Source organism: Rhodopirellula islandica (genome assembly GCF_001027925.1).
Lineage (GTDB): Bacteria > Planctomycetota > Planctomycetia > Pirellulales > Pirellulaceae > Rhodopirellula > Rhodopirellula islandica.
Genome location: NZ_LECT01000042.1, coordinates 1 through 19,832, shown reverse-complemented (window position 1 = coordinate 19,832; position 19,832 = coordinate 1). Strand labels below are relative to the sequence as shown.

General features: G+C 57.4%; 10 protein-coding genes. 3 read left to right on the top strand and 7 right to left on the bottom strand.

Annotated elements, in window-relative coordinates:
* Nucleotides 1-27: 27 nt before the first annotated feature.
* Nucleotides 28-189, top strand: a complete 162-nt coding sequence (locus RISK_RS32285; protein ID WP_160311466.1) for a hypothetical protein — start codon at nucleotides 28-30, stop codon at nucleotides 187-189.
* A gap of 545 nt (nucleotides 190-734) precedes the next feature.
* Complete coding sequence (locus tag RISK_RS19860; protein WP_047816078.1) at nucleotides 735-1,118, top strand: MerR family transcriptional regulator; 384 nt, start codon at nucleotides 735-737, stop codon at nucleotides 1,116-1,118.
* 385 nt (nucleotides 1,119-1,503) lie between these two features.
* Here the strand turns inward: RISK_RS19860 and RISK_RS19855 are convergent, their stop codons facing one another.
* The 4 genes from RISK_RS19855 to RISK_RS19840 form a co-directional block, all read right to left on the bottom strand.
* A complete protein-coding gene (locus RISK_RS19855) occupies nucleotides 1,504-2,697 on the bottom strand; it encodes an aminotransferase class I/II-fold pyridoxal phosphate-dependent enzyme (RefSeq protein WP_047816077.1) in 1,194 nt (397 codons plus the stop codon).
* A 27-nt stretch (nucleotides 2,698-2,724) separates the two neighbouring features.
* Nucleotides 2,725-4,647: a sulfatase family protein gene (locus RISK_RS19850; protein WP_047816076.1), complete on the bottom strand. Its 1,923-nt coding sequence runs from the start codon at nucleotides 4,645-4,647 to the stop codon at nucleotides 2,725-2,727.
* A 73-nt stretch (nucleotides 4,648-4,720) separates the two neighbouring features.
* The gene (locus RISK_RS19845; RefSeq protein WP_047816075.1) at nucleotides 4,721-7,093 is read right to left on the bottom strand and encodes an efflux RND transporter permease subunit; all 2,373 of its coding nucleotides are present in this window, start codon (nucleotides 7,091-7,093) and stop codon (nucleotides 4,721-4,723) included.
* Between the two features lie 242 nt (nucleotides 7,094-7,335).
* Complete coding sequence (locus RISK_RS19840; protein ID WP_047816126.1) at nucleotides 7,336-11,244, bottom strand: efflux RND transporter permease subunit; 3,909 nt, start codon at nucleotides 11,242-11,244, stop codon at nucleotides 7,336-7,338.
* Between the two features lie 607 nt (nucleotides 11,245-11,851).
* Between RISK_RS19840 and RISK_RS19835 the strand changes: the two genes are divergently transcribed.
* Nucleotides 11,852-12,925 (top strand): transaldolase family protein, encoded by a 1,074-nt coding sequence (locus tag RISK_RS19835; protein WP_047816074.1) that lies wholly within the window; start codon nucleotides 11,852-11,854, stop codon nucleotides 12,923-12,925.
* A 195-nt stretch (nucleotides 12,926-13,120) separates the two neighbouring features.
* Here the strand turns inward: RISK_RS19835 and RISK_RS19830 are convergent, their stop codons facing one another.
* The 3 genes from RISK_RS19830 to RISK_RS28375 all read right to left on the bottom strand — a co-directional run bounded on the left by RISK_RS19830 (nucleotide 13,121) and on the right by RISK_RS28375 (nucleotide 19,515).
* Nucleotides 13,121-14,893 (bottom strand): S41 family peptidase, encoded by a 1,773-nt coding sequence (locus tag RISK_RS19830; protein WP_047816073.1) that lies wholly within the window; start codon nucleotides 14,891-14,893, stop codon nucleotides 13,121-13,123.
* Between the two features lie 727 nt (nucleotides 14,894-15,620).
* A complete protein-coding gene (locus tag RISK_RS19825) occupies nucleotides 15,621-17,861 on the bottom strand; it encodes a serine/threonine protein kinase (RefSeq protein ID WP_047816072.1) in 2,241 nt (746 codons plus the stop codon).
* Nucleotides 17,862-18,606: 745 nt separating this feature from the next.
* On the bottom strand, nucleotides 18,607-19,515 hold the full coding sequence (locus tag RISK_RS28375) for a hypothetical protein (protein WP_053061242.1): 909 nt from the start codon (nucleotides 19,513-19,515) through the stop codon (nucleotides 18,607-18,609).
* Nucleotides 19,516-19,832: the final 317 nt, after the last annotated feature.

Genomic DNA, 19,832 nt, shown 5'->3' with positions numbered 1-19,832 from the left:
GAACGCATTCGTCGGATGGATTGCAATGTGAAGTTGCTCGATGCTTGCGACTTTGAACAAGTCCGCCGCGGTGCGTTGGCCAAGCTGGAAACCCGCCTGACGAAGCACGAGGGGCCGGTAGTGGTTGATGATCTATCCCGCCGCGGAGCCCCGGTTCCGTTCGAGTTCGAACCGTCGTCGCTGGAGTGAATCTGTTCCGGTAAATTTGCCAGAACAAAAAGCGAGCTTGACACGACGATCCAGAACCAGGAAATTGTGCTTGTCGATTGAGGGTAGAAGCAAGATCGACTTTGGCCGCGGTGTTTCTCAGATCCGTGGCGACGAAAAGCAAGTATCACGTCTTAATCCAAGAGAATGACCAAGGGCAGTATTTCGGGAACCATCGAAGCGTTGATCTGCGCAGGCAGGGAGTGACGAGAAGTTCGGCGCGGCGTGATACCCGTGCTTTCTAACCGGGATGCTGCCCTTGGTCATTTAGCAAACGCTGAGTTTGCGAAAGGCTTTCCAATGGCAAAGCAACACCCGACCCCGAAAACCGATCCCCAGATGGTGGCAATGGGTTTCGTCCACGAGAACGTTGTCTGCAAAACATGGGGATACGCTTGGAGCACCTGGGAGCGTGATCACCGATTGAAGGTCCCAGGAACGACGAAGCCGTCTGGGCGTTGGTACCACGAGAAAGACTTGGTTCAGCATTTCAGGGACAACGCCACGACGGGAAGCGAGGGGTCGCGATGACCCGTGGAACTCTTGACCTCTACCGGGAAGCCATCGAGCAAATAGCCGAGGCCGAAAAGGCGTTGATTGATTGCCGCGCTCGTTTGGCGATCATCGATAAAGAGAGCGAGTTGGGCATGCTGGCATCCGACACGCCGTCCAAGTCGAGCACCGAGCAGTTTATCGATGACCATCGCGACAAGCTGGAGCCCGATGACATTGAGTTCCTGTCGGAGAGACACCGCGGAGCCAAAGAGGTGGCCCGCTATTCGGAAATCTCGGAGTCAACTCTCAAACGCATGGCTGACACTGGAAAGCTCGAGGTGCGACACACGGATGCGGGGCATCGTCGCTACCGGACGTTATCGGTGGTCCGGCACTTGATAGAAGGCGATCGGTAGCAGTTGCCTACTATGAAAACTTGGGGCTGGTGGCGTTGTCCACCAGCCTTTTTTCGTGCGCTGACACGATTTCTTGCGGTACACCCCGGTACACCCGTTGGGTCGTTTTTTGCGTTTCTATCGACTTCGTGAAACTCGTTTGAGACCGCAAAACACGGGAAAACACTAGCGGGAAGGGATAGCGAGGAGCAATTATGAGTTCCCAGCTCTAACCAACTGAGCTACAGCCCCGAAATGCGAGATTCGCAGGGGCAAATGATAGCTGCCCACCCGGGTTTGTGACAGTGATGAAGTTCCGAGTCGGGGCACGAAGTCGCGGTGTTTCCCGCGGCCAGCGAGCCCCATTTCCTGTCCCGATTGGGCTTTCAGATCCGAAACCGTCCGTTCAGGCTTGCTCACTCACCGAAGCCAGTTCGGCAGATTGCAGTTGGGGACAGACCCGATGCAGCACGTCGGCGAGCAATTCGATGTCGTGGTCTCGGTGGGCGGAAGTGATCGAAACTCGCAACCGTGATTTTCCCGCCGGGACCGTGGGGGGCCGGATCGCGGGGACAAAGAACCCGTTCTCACGCATCGCTTCGCTGCACCGGATGGTTTCGGCTTCGTCGCCGATGACCAAGGGGACAATTGGGATCCCTGCTTCCACGCCACTGGTTTCTCGATTCATGCGGCGGCGAAACAGTCGCGACATGTGGGCGAGCCGGTCACGACGATCTTGCCACAGCGACAACCGCTGAATCACGCGATGAGCGCCCTCAGCAACGACCGGCGACAGCGAGGTGCTGAAGATCAACGATCGACAGGCGTTGACCAACGTGTCAATCACGACTTGAGGGCCCGCGACGAAGCCACCTTGGTGGCCGACCGCTTTGCTGAGCGTTCCAATTCGAACGGTCACACGGTCGGAAACACCAAACGCGTCGCAGAGACCGCCGCCACGTGATCCCAGCACGCCGGTGCCATGGGCCTCGTCCACGATCATGTGAGCACCAAAACGCTCAGCCAAATCCACCAATTGAGGCAACGGTGCCACGTCGCCATCCATGCTGAAGACACCGTCGGTGACGATCCAAATCAAACCGCCTTTGCCGGCGCGGTCGCTCAACACGTGTTCGACGAAGTCGAGATCACGGTGGGGATAGATCACCCGTTCGGCCTTGGACAGGCGACAGCCATCGATCAAGGAGGCGTGATTGAGCTCATCGCTGAGAATCAAGTCGCCTTCACTTGGCAAGGTTGCCAACGTTCCCGAGCAGGCCGCGTAGCCAGAGGGGAAGACCACCGCGGCTTCGGTTTGTTCCAGTTCAGCGAGGCTGCGAGCGAGCGCTTCGTGCCGCGGCGTCCAGCCACAAACGAGCGCACTGGCGGAAGCACCATGGGTTGCATAGGCGGCTTGCAAATCGCAGCCGCGTGTTTCGTCGGCAATCACACCGAGGTAATCGTTGCCGCCGAAGTTCATCAGCCGACGCCCATCCGCTTCGACCACATGAACGCCTTCGACCTTTCGGCTGTGCAGCTTTCGCGTGCGACCCTCTTGGGCGAACGATTTCAAACGATCGTGAAGCGGTTGGAGTGACATCGGTGGATTCCTGTCGGAAGATACGTCCTATTGCGCCAACAGATATTGGAGCAGATTGCTGACGTACTTTTCAGCTCGCACTGGCGGATCGTTGCCATTTGTTGGCAGATTTTTTAGCAGCGGCTGAACGTTCCAGTCGAGGACTTGGCGGTGGTTGTCGATCAGGTTGAGTGCCGTCATCGCCACAAAGTGCCCTTCCTGGTTGACGTTGGCAAGCTCAACCAAGATCTGCTTCGCCTGCGTTCGTTGCGAATTGCTCCCGGCAACCAACAACCCTTCGCTGGCCGCTGCTCGAACGATGGGGGATTCGTCTTTCAATGCGAGCGGCTCGAGCAGCTTCAACGCGACGGCCAGCTTGTCTGCGTCGAGTTTCTGGTTCGGCGAGAGGATCGCAAGCGTCAATCCGCGGGCACCCCAGTAGCGATCCAAGCTGGATTCGCTGGCGCAAAGCGTTTGCAGGTCCTGCAGCTTGTCACGGTCCAGTTCATTCCAGGATGTGGTGGCGTCCCAGGCCATGTCGACCAGGTGGTTCCAATCCAAACCGCTGGATTGAGCCCATTGAAAAGGAGGTTGCTTCCCAGCCAGTCGATGCATTTCTGCTTCCGGAATGACACCCAGATCGGTTGTCGACTCCATCCAGTTGCGAAGTTCGGATCGCATCGTGTTGAGTTTGTCGGCGTGTGCTGGATCGGAGACCAAGTTGTTGACCTCGTCGGGATCCGCTTGCAGATCGAACAGCTCTTCCAGTGGTTTGACCTGCCAAACCTTGGATTGGATTGCGTTCAGTTCCCCGGCGTCAAACATCTTCTTCCAAACCATCGTGGTCGGCGTTTGGAACATGTAATCGATGTAGGCAAAGTAAATTCGTTCCGGATGAAAGTGGCGGATGTAGACGTACCGGCCATCGGTGCAACTTCGCACCATGTCGACTCGTTCGTCCATGCGTCCGCGATAGCCAAACAGGTATTCCTTTGAGTCACCATTGAGCGGACCAGCGAAGGGAACGCCTTGCATCGTGGTCGGCAGATCCGCACCGGCCAAACTGATTGCGGTGGGACCCATGTCAACGAAACTCACCAACCGGTCGGTGATTCCACCGGACTGGTAGTCGGCGGGCGCGAGCTGTTTGTATTTCTCGGGGACATGCAACAGGAACGGCACATGCAAACCGGAGTTGTATGGCCAGCGTTTGCTGCGTGGCATGCCGCTGCCGTGGTCGCCGTAATAGAAGACGATCGTCGAATCGGACAATCCATCTTCCTCGAGTTGCGTGAGAATTTTGCCGCACTGTGCGTCCATCTCGGTCAAACGATCGTAGTACTGAGCCCAGTCGCGACGGACTTTGGGAACGTTCGGTTGATACGTGGGCACAGGGGCTTGGTCGGGATCATGAACCAATTTGTGCGCGTTGCGGATCTTGCTTTCGTGGCTGATTGTGAAATTGAAGACCGCGAAAAAGGGTTGGTCCTTTTTCTCGCGGTTGCGGAAGTGGGCTTTGCCACTGGATTCATTCCAGCTTTTGACTGCCGCCTGACCGGCGAAGTTGTAATCGGTCTTGGAGTTGTTGGTGCAGTAGTACCCGGCTTTCCGCAGAGCGGTGGGGTAGTACTGGAAGTCGCTGGGCATTTGGACGCCGCTGCGCATGTGTTCGCCGCCCAGGCTGGTCGCGTACATGCCCGAGATCAAAGTGGTGCGTGCTGGAGCACACACAGGGGCGTTGGACCAACATTTGGTGTAGCGAAGTGAGTGAGTTGCGAGCTTGTCCAGGTTCGGTGTGTCGGCATATTCGTCGCCGTAGCACCCCAGTTGCGGCCCATTGTCTTCACTGGTCAGCCACAGAATGTTCGGCGGTGGCAAGGAGTCCGAATCGGCGGCGGAAACGCCTGCGAGCAACGCAGGAGAGAGGAACCAACAGCCAACCCAAGCGGCGGCAATCCAAGATTTCAGCATGAGGGGGATCTTTGAAGGAGGCGGGAGATTGTGGGGGAACAACCCGTGGCCTCACATCCTAACCGAACGCGAATCAGCGTGTTACGCTTGAAATGTTGTCCGCATTGGCTTTTGACTGGGCCGTTTTCGGAGTCAAAAAACGTCCCAGGGGTGATGCCAACAGGGCGGGCAACAGCAACACATCGCCGATCAAAGCGGCCAGCAGCAAGCCGAACATCATGAAGGCGAAACGCTGGGTCGGCTGAAAATCCGACAACCCATAAACGAGAGGCGAAATGGCGCACACCGCCGTCGTTTGCCACATCGCCGGCCCGCACTTGTGAAGGGCCGCGAGGGACGCTTCGGTTCGTCCCTTTCCCTTGCGAGATTGATTTTGGAACTTGGTCAAAAAGTGGATGGTCCCATCCACCGCGATCCCCAACGCAACGCTGGCGGTCATCACCGATCCGATGTCGAGTGGTGTTTCGAGCAACCCCATCGTTCCGAACAAAGTGATCGTTGGGAACAGGTTGGGGAACATGGCGACCAATCCACCCAAGAAGCTTCGTAGCAACAGCATCATGATGATCGCAACGATTCCAAACGCCGCCAGGAAACTGCGGAACAAATCCTGCAACAACACGTCTTGCGATTCGGTGGTCATCGGCACGCCACCGGTGAACTGTGGCGAGATGCCTTCGCCAGCTTCCTCCAAAATCGGAATCACTTCTGCCTGCACACGTTGGAACTCGGTGCGGTAATCAATCGCTTCGTCAAACGGGAACCGAAAACTGATTCGCCAAAGCTGATTGCCCTGGTTGTCAATCGCGATGTAACCGGCGTCCTGCAACGGGGAATCGGGATCTTCCAACTGCTTGCGGATGTTCGCTTCCAAAACCGTGGAACGAATCGAGCGGCTCTTCTTGGACGGTGGGCTGGGCAAAAACGATCGCGCCGAAAACACACCACCGACCAAATCGGTGGATCGAAGATGGTCATCGACGTCTCGGACCAAACGAAACCGGTCAATGGAGTCCGGCATCGAATCGGGAGGGAACTGAACGACCACTTCCGCATTGATGGTTGGCCCGATGTGCTCTTCAAACCAAGCGTAGTCGGTCCGGATGCGACTGTTCTCGGGGAACATTCGCGGGATGTTGACTGACGTGGTCAGCTGAGGCAAACCTGACGCAGCAATGGCAGTGATGATGGTGAAGAAAGTGACAACGATGATCGGGTATCGCATGAACTGAGCCGCGAAGGCTTCCCATGCGTGCCCAATTTGAGAACGCCACTTTTCGACCGGCAACGGATCGTCTTCGGTTTCGCTGGTTTCCGATTTCCTGGCTTTGGCCAAGGCCGCGCGGTGTTTGGCGCGGTGTCGCTTGCCGTGCCACTGCATGGCACCGGGCAGCAGCAGCAACAACAGCAACAAGGTTCCAAACACTGATCCCGCTGCGATGAATCCGAAAGCGCTGACGGGAACCAAACGAACCAACCCCAATGAACCCAGGCCAATGATGGTGGTGGTCGCGGCCAACCAACACGGCAAGATTCCCGCCTGCATGGCTTGGCGGGTCGCCGCGGTCGGATCGATGTTTGGATCGCTGCACATCGCGTCGCGGTAGTAATTGCACAGGTGAATCCCTGCACTGGCGGTCAATACAAACACCAGTGGCGGCAACACGATCAGAATCGCATTCATTTCGATGCCGGAATACAGCACCATCGCCAGCGACATGCCTTGCCCGATCACCGCGACGACGATGATGATCGCCGTCAACACGATCGACCTTAGGCAGAACACACAAATCAGAGCCCCCACGATGACCGAGGGCAACGTGAAACGATCGATCGAGCCCTGGGCTTCCGCATCCACCAACGCACCATCGGTCGGTGGACCCGCGGTGTAGATCTCGTCTTCGGGGACACCGATGCTGTCCGAAACAATTTGCCGAACTTCGGCCAAGACGTCTTGGCGATTGAGATTCCCGTGTTCGGTGAAGGTGGCCAAAACGATGGTTTGTTCACCGTCTTCGCCAATCAGCGACCCTTTCAGTCTCGCTCGCGTGGCGCGATCCGAAAAGCTGGTCGGCGGACTGGTCAGGACATCGTAGACTCGTTGCCCAGAACTGACGCCAGCCAGATGGGCGGGGCGATCCGGGGTCGCTTGGGTCAGTGGCAGCAACGCTTCTGCGGCGGCGTCGACTTCTTCGGAGCCAATTTTTGCGTCGTCCCAACCAATCATCAGGACGTCTTGGCCCTGAAACAGCTTCGAGAAGTCGTCGTACTGTTTGCGGACCGGCATGTCCTCGGGCAACCACAGCGCCGGTGCGTTGTACATCGTCGACAACGCTCGCGTCGAATCGCGCGCCGCTAGCGGTCCGAGAATGCAAACTGCCAAGAGGCCGATGCAGAATCGCACGCGATAGGTTGTCGCTTGGTCACCCAGGGATTTCAAAGGCATGTTGAGATGGTCGATCAGTTCGAAACAGAATGAGAACCGAGCCTATCGAAATCGACCTCCGCTGGCGACTCGTAATCGGTCGCGAGCGCCGCATCCCGAGACAGAACGAAGGCGAAAGAGCATTTCAATCGGATCGTTCGTCAAACTTTCGCCACCTCACCCATTGGCAACATCCACCATGGGGGAACGTTGCCAATCGAGAGGTCAACCGACACAGTGAGCTGACGAACCTGACCGAAGCATCAGCCCTTGGGGGAGGGATGCTTGGACTCCGCCCGTGTCGGCGGTTTGTGGACCTTCAACACGGGAGTGTCCTCGGTCACCACAATCCCCTCGGGTGGGCTCTGCGTTGTGACCTGGTCGTCTCCCATCACTGGTTCACCTGGCGCGGATTGACCAGGGTCAAACGCGGGCTTTCCCAGGTGGTCGTGCCTTGGTTTGAAGACCTTTCCAAGTGGCCCAGCCAACAAAGCGGGCAACAAGATCAAGTCGCCGATCAACGCGGCTGCCAACATCACCAACATCAACGTTCCAAAACGCTGCGTGGGGGTGAAGGTCGACATCGCAAAGATGAACAATCCCAGTCCACCCACGATGGTCGTTTGAGTCATGGCAGGGCCAACCCGGCGGTAGGTTTCAATGACCGCCTCTTTTCGCGACTTGCCTTCTTCGAGGAACTGTCGGAACCAAGTCAGGAAGTGGATCGTGTCGTCCACCGCGACACCCATCGCGACGCTGGCGGTCATCATCGTTCCGATGTCGACTGCCGTTCGCAAGTGTCCCATGATGCCAAAGACCAGTAGCACAGGGAACACGTTGGGAATCATCGACACGGCACCGGCCGCGAAGCCCGCACGCAGATTGGCAGGAGCCAGCCAATTGGCGGGGAAGGAACCTGGGTTCAGCAACACGATCATCACGAAGCCGATCAGCACAAACGCGAGCAAGATCGATTCAACCAAGCTGCCCAACAGAGTCCGCTGGGCTTTGTAGACCACCGGAACGACCCCCGTGTAGATCACCTGAGGCGTGGCAGGTTCGTCGAGCTCAAAAACCGGCAAGCGATCTGGTAGCCCGTCCGCGACTTTCTCGAGTGTCAAAATGTGCTTCGGAATCGGCCGCGAAATCACTTCCATGGCGGAGATCAATCGGGGCGCTCCGGCGGCGATCGACGGAGTGGGTTTCTCGGCCGCGGCTGGGGTGGCCGTCGAGGATTGGAACCTCAGTCCCGCCAGATCGATGACCACGTCTGCGGCCGCGATTCTCCGATCCCAGTTCTCGTCCGAGGGTTTTGCAATCGCGTCAGCGGCTTCAGGATCAATCCAGCTTTGTCGGATGCGTTCGTTGCCCAACAGTTCACGCAATGTGGCCAGGAACACAGCTTGCTGATCCACCACGCGTTCGCCACTGGCTTCATCGGTGGTCACCAGGGTCGCACTGTCCAAATCCAAGATGTTTTGGGCACCGAGCACCAGAACCTTCGCCTTTGGAATCTGCGTGCCGTCGGGTTGTTGCAGCTCACGCAGCAATTTTGCTCGCACACGGTAGGCTTGCACCACCGGATCAACCGCGTCTTTCAGTTCGTTGATGAATAACCCGTAATCAACATCCGACAGGGCACTGACGCGTAAACTCAAACGCCACAGTTCGCTGTCCTTGAGCGGACCGTTCTTTTCCACTTTGACGTAATCGCTACGAAGAAGCTCGTCACGAGAATCGTTCAGGCGACTGTTGAATTGTGATCGCGTGTTGCTCCATCCATTGCTGACATCCGGAAGCGGCGCGATGAAGGTGTCCATGCTGGACGCTTGGCCAACCTTGGCGATGCCTTCTTCCCCGAGCGAGCGGGTGACCACTTTGCGGATTCGTGCGACCGCCTCAATGCGTTCCAACAAACTCAGCGAAATCGGGTCGGACAACCGATCCTGATCCTCGATTTCCTCTTCGCTCGTCGCCGCCAAACGCTCCGGGCGTTGGATTTCGGGAGGCATGCGAACCACGATTTCCATCGGCACCAAGTTGCCAAAGTGATCCTCCAACCAAGCGTAATCGCGAAGGATACGAGCCTGAGGATCGAACAGCTTCAGCAACTGCACCGAGGTTGTGATCTTGAACAATCCCAACGATGCAATCGCCAGACCGGCGATGCAACCGACACTGACGACCGCATGATGGCTGGTGATCCAGCGGCCAACGCCTGCCCACCATGCCGCCAATTCCAACTCACCGGAAACCGCACCTTGAGATGGTTGGGAATCGCCTGCCGAGGCATTGCCGGTTGACCCATCCTTGCGTTTTGCAGCGGCCAAGCGTTTGCGTTCTTCGGATTTGTCTTGGCCAAATTGCGGCGAAAACGTTTCCAGTGCCGCGGGAAGGTAACTGAACAGAATGCCCAGCGTCGAAATCACACCGATCGCGGAATACAACCCGAAGTTGCTGATTGGTTTCAGGTTGCTGGTGAAGAGCGACGCCAAACCGATCGCAGTGGTCAGTGCCGCCAACGAGCACGGCAATGCCGCATGCATCAAGGCGCGTGTGGCCGCTCCACGTCGCCCGCGGAAACGGACTTCGTCGCGGTAGTAGTTGATGACGTGAATCGACCCCGACAACCCCAGCACGTAGACCAGAGATGGCATCGACATCAGAATCGCGTCGACGCGACCGCCAGTCCAACCCACCATCGACATGCTGAGCATCGCGGCAGAACCGCCGACGACAAACAGCATGATCGTGACTTTGACACTGCGAAAGCAGAAGTACGAAAGCAACACGCCCACCAGGATGCAGTAACCGACCAAGCGAACCAGCGTGATCGTGCCCTCTTCGTCAATCGCAATGTTGTCGATCGGAGGACCGCCCATTCGCAACGGAGGCATTCCGCCAATGGACTCAGGTGGCTCGCGATTGAACGGTGGCGGTGCACTGCTGGGCGGAAGCGGTGGCTGGATTCCGGATTGATGCGCCAGTTGCAGCAATCGACCCTGAGGCATTCCTAGCGTGCCGCGACCAACCGCAAACGCGAGATTGTCCTTGGCCAAGTCCGTCAACGTGACCAGCAAACACGTCAAGCGTGGTGGAGGTTCGACGCCCAACGAATCGTACACGGCGTACCATGCGTCGGTTTGGGTCTGAGTGAGTGAAGTGGGAAGCTTCTCTCGCTCGCCATCCAAGCGTTCGGCCACAAAGGTTTGCAGTGTTTGTTCAGCGACCTCGAGGGCGTTCGCCGGCAATTTGCCACGCTGTGCTTCGGGCAAGGCTTCGACGAACGATTCCGCCGTCCAACCAAACTCATGCGGGACTGCGGGAGCGAACAACGTTCCGGTCAAACGTTCCATCGCAAGGCGTTTGGCCACGATGGGTTTCTTGGTCACATCTGTCAGATCGATCGGCCAAAGGGGGCCGCCTTCGGCAGCGAGCTCTTCCGCGATGGTGGCTCCCGTTTGAACCGTTTGAAACAACGGAGCGCACAACAACATCGGGTCGTTGTAAAACGGATTGATTCGTTCGGCGGTGGACGGATCGCCAAACGCGGTCACGAATTGTCCCTGCAGTTCGTAACTGCCGAGTGACTTTTTGACTTTCCGGATCAACGCCGCTGGGCCGTTCAGTGACTCTTCCCAGCGGAACAGCTTGCCTTCCGGCGTGATGTAGTACCACGTGCCATCGGCGGAAGCCAACCACTTCTCGCCTTCACCGCCCCAGTCGGTCAGGTCTTGGCCAGGCGGCAACAATTCCAATTCCTCGCCCAGTTCCCGGGCCCGGACACGGGCTTGGACTTCAGCGAGTGACAACGCGTTTTCGCCCCAGGCCTCTTCCGCCGCCAGTTGCTCGCGATAGTTCGCTGACTCGTGCAGCAGTTTGTCTTCGAACAGTCGCAACCGTTGGTCGCCGACGTTGCATCCTTCCCAGGTCAAGAGAACAAAACTTTCGCCAGCAAAGTGATCCGCGAACCAATCCAGTTCGGCGGTCTCGGGAAAGTCACTGGGCAACCAGTCTTTGACATCGTTCTCTTTGTTCTTCAGCCCCATGCGAGCAGCGCGGAACGCCGATGGCATGAAAAAGAAGAAACCCATGAGGATCAACAAAGCCACACTCAGTCCCCACGGGCCAGGCCGCTCCAGGAACGACGGCTTGGTTGAGTCTGCGGTCATCGAGGATTCCGAAAGTGAGAAAGAAGAGTGGTCCCGTCGGGACAGCTTCGATTGGACAAGTTGAAGGAGCGAGTTTTTCGTGAGATTGAAACTCGTCTCAATCTCGTTTTGCCGCCAGCATCCGTCGCTGTCAACGACGCATCTGCCGCCAAGGTCGGTCATCTGAATAAGCTATCGAGCGATCGGCAGAAGGTCCACGTCAATGCGATTGTCCCACGCAAACGTTTCAATTGTTGCAAGACAATTGAGAGGGTTAGAAAAACTGGGGAGTTTCTAACCCAAAACGCTTGGCGGTCTCCTGCAGATCCACTCGAAATGCGTCAGCGACGCTTTGCCCCACCCCCACAAAACGGGCCGGATGCATTCTAATTGTTGAAACAGCCTAATCGGCGGAACACAGCGAACCAGACCGTCGGAATTGCGTTTTCATTCTCTCCCCACCCGCGAAGTTGTCGTCGAATGGGGAGCTGCGGGGAACGCAACCTGGCGGAGCTTGCCAGCGACACCAGCGATTCGATCGCGTTTGGCTCCTGTTTCGCTCGTGAAAGCCGTTTGTTTGCGTCTTCGCGATTCACACTTGTCTAACCGAAACCCACGAAGTGAACTGATGTCTGCATCCCTCCAGTCCCTGATTGATTCCGGAACCAAGCTGTATTTGGATTCGGTCGAGCCCTCCGAAATTGACCAGAACCTCAAGTGGGGGGCGGTTGGTGCGACCAGCAACCCTGCCATCATCTCTGGCATCGTGAAGGCCGGCGGATTCGATGATCGAATCGACGCGCTGCTCAGTGAAGGTCTCGACGACGAAGCCATCGCCTGGGCGCTGACCGACGAGTTGGTCACCGACGCAGAAAAGAAATTCGCAGCGATCCATCAATCGACCGCTGGAAATGCCGGCTGGGTCAGCTTCGAGCTCGATCCGATCTTGGAAGATCCCGACCAAAATCTCTCGCCTTCCGACATCGCCACCCGCTACATCGAGCTGGGCAAGCAATGGGCGGCGGGCCACACCAACCGCATGATCAAGGTTCCCGCCACCGAAGCGGGACTGTTGGCTCTGGAAGAATTGGCTGCTGCCGGGATCACCCTGAACGTGACGTTGATGTTCACTGGCGATCAGTACCACGCCGCACGCGAAGCGGTTTGGAAAGGTGCTCAACGGGCGGCTGAATCCGGCACCCGTTCACTCGACCAATTCAAATCGGTCTACAGCATCTTCATCTCGCGAATTGATGTGTACACCCAAAAGGAATTGCCGAACCTGTCGCCAGAAGCGCAAGGCAATGTTGGCATCCTGAACGCAAAACGCATTTGGAAAGAAAACCAACTGTTCTGGGCGGACAAAAACCTGAAGCTGGAACAAGAGCTGATCTTCGCCAGCACGGGAACCAAGAGCAAAGACGATCCTCCATGGAAGTACGTCGCAGCTTTGGCGGGCAGTGACATCCAAACCAACCCGCCATCGACCAATGAAGCAGTCGACGCCAGCGGCAAATTGTTCACTCGAGAAGTCGATGACATGCCACCGCAAGCGGTCCAAGACGAAATCGACGCTGCTCTGGACATCAAGGCGATGCACAAGTTCTTGATGGACGAAGGCGTCGACAAATTCGTCAAGCCACAACGCGAACTGCTAGCGATCATCTCTGCCAAACGCGACGAGTTGACCAAGCAAGCCTAGCGTCTGGCCGTGTTCGCATCCCATGCCAGCAAGTCGCTGCGCGACGACATTTGACCAGCCTTGGGTTTCAACCCAAGGTTGATCCGCGACCAAGCACGCGTCCAAGTCGCGGAGCGACGACAGTTGGCAGCGAGCGTGAACCCCCCTGTCGCCGCTCCGCGGCTTGGACGGGGGACGTCTTGACTGCCTTCCCAATCAGTTGGCTGATTGTGCCAAGTGTTCGATCGCGTGTTGAAGCACGTCGTCTTCGAGTTCCGTGACCAAGCGGCCATTCTCATCGGGACGAGCGGCGATGTAGGTCGGTGGCACCGACAAGTGTGGTTCGACACCGTTCTCGCTGATCGCTCGACCGCTGGGCGAGTAAAACTTGGCGGTCGTCAGGCACAATCCAAACTGAGCCGCTTGCATCCGAAAGATTCCTTGCACGCTGCCTTTGCCATAGCTTTTTTCGCCGACGATCGTGCCGCGATTGGAATCGCGGATCGCTCCTGAAAAGATTTCGCTGGCACTGGCACTGTTCCGGTCAATCAATACCGCCAACGGCACATTCCAGGTGTTGGCCCGGTGAGCCGAGTAGTCGAAGTTTTCGCGAGCGTTGCGTCCGCGGGTCGTCAAGATTCGACCTGACTCGATGAATCGGTCCGCAACCTCCACCGAAGCGGGCAGCAATCCGCCTGGGTTGTCTCGCAGGTCAATGATCAGCGAACGCATCCCTTGCCGACTGAGTGTCCACAGGGCTTGTTCCACTTCTGCGGGGGTCGACTTCTGAAAGTTGGTCAGGCGGAAGTAGCCTGTTTTCGCCTCGGCGTCGACCATGTGCACGTTTTCGACACAGGGCACATCGACTCGGCGACGAGCCACATGAATGGAACGTGGTGATTGGTCGACAGAAACGATCTGCAACGCAACCGTGGATCCCTCGGGACCACGCAGCAAATCCGCCACGTAGTCTGGATCGCGATCAGCCGCGGAAGTCGCGTCGACGCCCATGATTCGATCGCCCGCCACAATGCCCGCTTCATCCGCGGGACCACCTGGGATCACTGACAGGATCTTCAAACAATCTTCGCCAGGCTTCAGTTCCACGCCCAAGCCCACAAAGTTGCCATCGATGGTGCTGAACATGTCGTCCAGTTGTCCGGGTGACAGCAATCGTGTGTAGGTGTCCAGGGTCGACACGGCACCGGAAACGAATTCCAACACCGTCGCGGTGCCACTCAATCCGAGTTCTTGTTGCGCCATGGAGGCGACCTGCGAAACGGTGGCCCGCAAGTCAAAGCGACTTTGTGTTGATCGCTGACTGATTCGATGATGGATCTCCATCCGGAACTTTTCAATCTGCTCCGGCGATGTGTTGGGCAACATCGTTTGGACGAAGGTTTCGTCGTCGAGTGCCGTTTCCAAGGCGGCGGTCCCGTGCAGCAACACTCGGGACCACTCGATCGTGTCCACGTAGTGCGTTTGCAGGTTGGCCAAGATCTCGCTGTACAGATCCAGCGACTGAGAGGTCGTCATGTCCCTCAGCGACCGTTGATAGGTTTGATCTTGGTAGCGACGATTGACGTCAAACCGCAAGCGGCTGATCAGCAACCGCTGATACAAGATGCGGTCTTGTGGGAAGCGGCGAGTGGCGGCTTCGTAGTGGTCGATCGCATCGCTCCACTGGCCCGCATCTTCCAGTTCAATCCCATCGGCCAACGCACGGGCACGTTCCTGTTCTTCGAGCTTGCGTTCCGCGTCGTTGGTTGGAGCGGAAACAGCCGGGCCGCGTGAAGGCACATAGCCTTGGGCGAAGGCCGGCATCGAGGAACCACCGACGGCGAAGGCACCGAAGACCAACGCGAACGTCCGCAAGCGTCCAGCAACTCGCCGCTGGCGAGCATGCTTGGCAATCGCTTTGCCGTCGTTCAGTTGGAGCGTTTGCTGGTTGAAAGCAAAGCATCGGTTGATCGTCGTTAACAGGTCCATGCGCCGATTCCATCGCGAGTGTCGTTGGAGGGGGAATGCTGGACCGGGGTGAGTCCAAGCCCCGCGGAAGACACTCCGAACCGTGGGGCTGAGCAAACTTAGGTCACAAAACGTGCCCGGTCAAAAAACCATGCCGATGAAATATCACCCTGTTTGCTCCAAACCGTACGACCCGTTGAACAAGCCGTCGGTTGTCGCGGCGACAAAAGGTTTGCCGGTCAAGGCAACTTTGTCGCTGAGGTGAATCGTGCCGATCAGGCACGACTTTCATCGCTCAGTGCGCCTCCAGTGCGCAGAAAAAGACAACTTCACTCAATGTGATCACAGGTGGGTGATCTCATGGATTCACAAGCACGCTCGTGAAAAGCAAACGTGTGAAACGTGCGCGACGTTTCCGTCGCTCGCTGTCTCTTGGCGTCGCGGTAAGAATACGCAGTGTCCCACACGCAGGCAAGCAAAGGGCTCCGCCGTTGGCTCAGCCACGAAGTGGCGACAGGTTGTGGCCATTGGGCGTCAGCCCATGGTCCCCAACGGATGCGATCGGTCAATCCCAAGGGGACGACAGGGCACCCGGCTCAGCCACAAAGTGGCGACAAGTTGTCGCCATTGGGCGTCAGCCCATGGTCCTCAACGGATGCGATCAGGTTCAGGCATGAAGGTGGATCTGCTCGGGCATTGGAGGATGATTCGGGGGCCGTGCAACGTTGCGCCCGTGCGATCCTGGTTGCTAAACGGCGTCGTTCGGCGGCTCTTGGAACGATTGGTCCATCGTGGCATCCATCGCGGACGACTCCGTGGGGGATGATTCAGGTGTCGGAGAGGCGGTGACATTGCTCTCTGATCCGCGTTCGTGCCGCCCCCACCATCGATCGGCCTCCTCGATCGTCCATTGGCTCGCTGCAGCACATTTCGAGATCAGGATTCCGAGATCACGCGCGGTTTGCGGACGCTTCGCACGTGACTTTTCCAAGCATCCCATGATTGCGTCTTCGAGTTGGCTGGATACTTTGACGTTGCTGCGTTTGGTCGGCGGGACCGGGGATTCTTCAATGTGCTTTTGACACAGGTCGACCAAATTGGCCGCTTCGAAAACAGGTTTGCCCGTCAGCAGGAAGTAGCCGACGGCGCCGACAGCGTAGATGTCGCTGCAAGCGTCAACGGTCATTGGTGCCTGGATGGATTCAGGCGACATGTACAACGGCGTTCCTGACATCGAACTTCCGTCGGTCACAGGCGATCCTTCGGTGCGGTCGACCGCCTTGACCAAACCAAAGTCCAAGACCTTCACCACATCGGGTTCACAACCCCGCCGATTCAACATCACATTGGCGGGTTTGATGTCGCGATGCACCAAGCCCTGCGAATGTGCTTCGAACAGGGACCCACAGATTTGCAACAGAATGTGAATCACTCGGGCCTCGGATTGAGTTCCGTACTTGTCCACGAGGTCCTGAAGGTCAATGCCGTCGAGGTATTCCATGGCATAGTAGAACACTCCCTCGGGCGTGCGGCCGTAGTCGTAGATCGCGATCGTATTGGCGTGGTTCAATTGGCAGGTGATCTGCACCTCCCGTTCAAAACGAGCGATCGAAGTGTCATTCACTTTGTCGGCATGCAACAGCTTGATCGCAGTGGGACGCCGCAGCATCGAATGGTGGCCTTTGTACACAACCCCCATCGCGCCCTCGCCCAACTTGTGATCCAGTGTGTATTGGCCGAGTTGCTGGGCTTCGATCACCGCTTCGCGCGATTGACGCTGCAGCCGAGCGACGATCAGGGTGAACACAAAAATCACGATCGCGCACAACAGCAACAGAACGAAGATCGTCAAGAACGTGCGCTGTAAAATCACAATCGGGCGAAACGCTTGATCAGCATCGACTTCAATCGCAACGCCAACTTTGTACTTTGGCAACCACCGCCAAGCGCCGATCACGTTCACCCCGCGGTAGTCCCGATAGCCGTCCACGTTCAGCCCCGAATTGCCCGCGATCGCATCGGCTGCCATGGTTGTCAGTGGCAACTGAGACCGGCGGCGGTTGGGGCGAAAACCTTCCGTCATATCAGCGCCGGGGTCTCGCAAAGACATCTGCAGGATGGAACGCGAATGAGGTTGGTCCGGCAACAGCCCCAGCAGGATGAGCTCTTCGTCGAAGCGACTGTTGCTGATCATGATGCCGTCTTCGTTGAAGGCATACGTTTCGCCCGATGCACCTGTCCGACCAAGCTGAAGGATCGGAATGAACTCACGCTCAGGCCGAATCTGAAGCGCAAGCACTCCCACGACTTGAAAGGAAGGGTCGCGAACGGGAGCGCAGACATACATGGTCGGGACGCCCATTCGAGATTGCCCATCGGTGTCCTTCATCATCACCACGCTGGGGAACGGTGGGGAGACGAATGCTTCCCCCGCCAGTGCCCGGTCAAGGAAGGATTCGTACTCGGAAATCCCTTGCTCTCCCACCAAAGCGGCGTGGGTTGCCGAGACGATTCGTTTGGATTTGTCCACCAAGAGATAGCTGTCGAAGTCGTGTGCCGACATCGCGGGGCCCAACTCGGCCGCCAGTTCTTTGTGTGGGTCGCCGGGCGATGCGGGGGGCGAAGCAGGCGGATCCGGCTGAAACAATTGGTACACCGTTCGTCGCACGGTGGCGTCGTTGGCCAACGCCTCGGCTGCGGACTCTTGAACGCTGAACCACTTGGTCAGCATTTCGGCTTCCAGATCGACCAGCGTTTGCATCCCTGAGCTGACGTTGCCTTTGATCGTCGTTTCAATCGCACCGCCCATGAAATAGCCGATCGTCGACAACACCACAACAGCCACGATCGGCCAGATCCAAAGCTGCTTTTGGAGGTACAGGCCGGTTCGGGTGACCGTCGTGGAAATGCTCCGTGAGGCCCACGTCATGTGGGCATCGGGATGCACCCGGGAATTTCGGGACCGGTTCAACCGTTTCAGTGGATTCATGCTGGAAAGCTAGGGAGGGAACTTCGCAATTCGCGAACCGTAGCCTAGTTGAAATCGCAACGAATCGTAGAATTCTGGTTTCACCCAGGAAATCCCTCGTTCGCCCGCTGGTGAGGAGCAGGGAATCCGTCACGTGGCCCCACTCAAAGGACGACGGTCGAGCAGTGGTTTGCTGCCCGGCGTGATTTCATTTCGACGAGCTTGGAAGCCCATCGTACGGAATTTGAACCGGGGGATCGTTCGGCGACGAGCAAGCAAGCAACTGTCGTCGCTCCGCGACTTTGAGTCTTGGGTATCGCCGGTGGATGACCTTGGGTTGAAACCCAAGGCTGTCGGCTGCCGTCGCTCCGCGACTGGTTGTGTGCAGGCGATCGAACAACCGCGGAGCGGTGACAGTTGTCAGCCTCGGGTTTCAACCCGAGGTCTCGAGCTCACCCCTCTTGATCGACAAGCCGCGGAGCGGCGACAGGTGGCGAAGTGCAAAATGCGAAATGGGGGCGGGCTCGGAGAGAATGGTGCAGGATTCTCTCGCTGGATCAAGTTGTGGTGGCCTTGCTTGCGCGGGGAGGTTGGGGAGTGCCTCGCTGACGCTTTTCGAAGTTGCGCTTTTTGCTCGAATGGCCAACGGCCTCGTTCAATTCAAAACGAGTGGGTTGATGTTGGCCGTTGGCCAACAAAACCGGATGCAAAAACGCTTCAAAACCTGAGAGTAACTGAACGGTGGATGGCATCGTTTGCCATTGATTCAGTCACTCTGTTCCTGGTTTGACTCAGCATCGATTTGCACCGGCGGCATGGTCGAGGCTTGGGGCAACAGGCGAAGCAAAGTTTCAACTTGCCGAAGTGCTTCTTGTGTTTTGGGGGCCGACAGCATTCGAAGGGTTTCGTTCGTCGAGCGGATTGTCGACGGCAGTGAAAGGATGCCATCAAGGAAGTCTTGCCTTCCAAGGCTCGATTCTCCCGATTCATGAGCAAACCGATCCAAAAGTTCTCCGTCGAATTCGAGTGTCGTGGTGCCTTCGCCGCGTGCCACGCCAACACCATCCCTGCTCACCTCGAAGGAACCCTGGAATTTCAGACGAATGATGCCAAGGTCGATCGTTGCATCGCCCTTGGTCTCCCCTCCTCCGTCACTTCGTTTCGCTTGTTTCTCGACCTTTCCGGAAAAACTCGGAGCGACGGGCTCTTTCCCAGGAATCAGTTGATCTGAATTCTGCTTCCTTTCCAATTCTCCTTTGGAAACTTGTTCATGGGGCACTGGGGGGCTGGCCGCACCAGGTTGGTCAGCTTGGATGTTTCGCGCAAAGAGCACGCAGGCAACAACAGCGGAAGCCTGGAAGAATCTCAGTGGGAGAGTGGCGACCAAGTATGAGGGCATCATTTGACGGTTGGCTCTCGGAGTATTCATGAATTCTTCATCGTCGTGCGAATGCAGCTTGGGAGACGTCACTATAACCAGCAAACAACACATTCGTGTGAACGCAAGCAGCACTCGACGGACGTCATCGATTGCGTGCGTTTGGGAACCGAAACGCGGATGCACGTCAGAGGTCAGCAAGCGGAAAACCGATCGTCTCCAAAACTTCCAAATTGAATCCGGATGGTACCAACCACCAATCGGCCCGCCCTCCTCGCTGACGCGTCGGGTTTTCATTTCGGCGGGCTTGGAAGCCCATCGTACGGGGACGCGAGTCGGGGGGATCGTTCGGCGACCGGCCGGCAAGCAGTTGTCGTCGCGTCGCGACTAGGGTCTCTTATGTGTCGGGGTGATCGAACAACCGCGGAGCGGTGACAGTTGTCAGCCTCGGGTTTCAACCCGAGGTCTCCTCTCCGGCTTCGATCTGTCTTCATCCCGGGAGGGATTTCAGACGGTAGCCGGTGGTCGCTGCAACGCAGCGTACCACCGGAAAACGAGCGCACCCCCCAAGCACTCCGCCTCCCGCCGTGGCCGATGGCCACGGCGGGAGGCGG